Origin of the sequence: Rhodovulum euryhalinum (assembly GCF_004342445.1) — a bacterium.
GTDB lineage: Bacteria > Pseudomonadota > Alphaproteobacteria > Rhodobacterales > Rhodobacteraceae > Rhodovulum > Rhodovulum euryhalinum.
On the sequence record NZ_SLWW01000040.1, the window covers coordinates 1 to 1767 of the forward strand.

The window sequence follows — 1767 nt, forward strand, 5'->3', positions numbered from 1 at the left end:
GCCATCGCCCCAGCATCCCAATGCTTGCGAAAGAAGCGAGGGCCCGGCGGTCAAACGGGTGAGTACCCTGCCTTTGCCGTCAGAATGGAAAGACGACGGGGATGATGAAGAACGCAATGGTCGCGATGCCAAGCGTCAGCGGCACGCCGACCTTCAGAAAGTCGGCAAACCTGTAGCTGCCCGGACTGACCACCAGAGTCACCACCGGCGACGACACAGGCGAGGCAAAGCCCGCCGATCCCGCGATCAGCACCGCGATGGCCATCGGCACCGGCGAGACCCCCATCGAGAGCGCTGCGCTTACTGCAATTGGTCCCACCAGGACCAGCGTGGCGGTGTTCGAGAGGATCCAGCTCAGGGACATCGTCAGGAAGAACAGCGCCATCATGACCGCCCGCGGACTGTCGTTGCCCGCCATCTGCAACAGTGCGGTCACGATCATGTCGCCGCCGCCGGTCTTGTCCAGCGCCGTCGAAAGCGGCAGCATGCCCGCGATCAGCACCAGCGTATCCAGACGGATCGATCGATAGGCCTGGCTGGCAGAGATGGTGCCGCTCATCACGGCCGCAATCGCTGCCAGGATCACCGCGATCGTGATCGACAGCCCCCCGATCGAGACCGCGATCATGCCGAACAGGATGATGATCGCGATCCAGAGTTTGCTTGAATTCGGCACCGACCGCGCCCGCTCGGCCGGCTCTTCGAGAATGACGAAGTCGCGCGTGGCGGCATTGATCCCGTCCAGCCTTGACCACGGGCCGGCGACCAGCAGACGGTCACTGCCGCGCAAGGGGGTCGTCTGGATGTCGGCCACCGGCCTGGCGTCGCGCAGGATATCCAGAACCTCGAGCCCGTAATTTTCGCGGAACGCCAGATCGGCCAGGGTCGATCCCCTGATGCCGGCCTCGGGGTGTATCATCACCTCCATGATCCCGAGCGTGTCGATCCATCTGTTCATGTCGTCGTAGAACGAACCGGCCGGCGCGACACCGGGCGTCCGGGCAAACCGCGCAAGGTCGGCCTCGCTGCCGGTCACGACAACCAGGTCATCACGCTGCAAGTCCATTCCGATCGAGAACAGCGTCACATGCGGGGTGCCGCGCGGGCCGCGGCGCCAACGCGACAGGATCCGCGGCGCGATGGCGGTCAGGTCGCGCGCGGCGCTGCCGGCAAAGCTTTTCTCGATCCGCATGATCTCGGCCCGGTCCAGGCCGTGAATGCGGAACATGTCGGCAAAGGACCGGTCGCTGCGCCGTGGCTGGTCGGTGCCGTTCGCTGTCAGCGGGCCAAGCAGGTGACGGCCGATGAAGACAAAGAATAGCACCGTGAGGACCAGAATGGTCACCCCGATGATGGTGAAGCTGAAAAAGCCGAGCGGCTGGCCGGTGGCATCGCGCAGCGCGTCGGAAACCGCCAGGTTGCCGGGCGTGCCGATCAGCGTAAGCATGCCGGAAATCAGGGCGCCGAACGCCATCGGCAACAGCAGCCGGGCGGGGTTTATGCCCGAATCGCGCGCGATGCGCAGGACGATGGGGATAAAGATGGCCACCACCGCCGTCGAGGACATCACCGACCCCAACACCGCCGCGCCAACGCAAAGCGGCACCATCAGCCGCACTTCCTGACCCCGGCCGTATTTCAGGATCTGGTCGCCCACCGTGCGGGCGACGCCGGTCCGCTCCAGCATCTCGCCGACGACGAACAATCCCGCAACCATGATGATGATGGTTGCCCCGAACCCCGCAACAGCCTCGGCTGGGCTGAGAA

At 65.0% G+C, this 1767-nt stretch carries 1 protein-coding gene; it reads right to left on the reverse strand.

The window, feature by feature from the left end; translation table 11 throughout:
* Positions 1 to 79: 79 nt before the first annotated feature.
* Positions 80 to 1767: SLC13 family permease (locus EV655_RS18490; protein ID WP_132546814.1), on the reverse strand; the 1688-nt coding region annotated here is incomplete at its 5' end.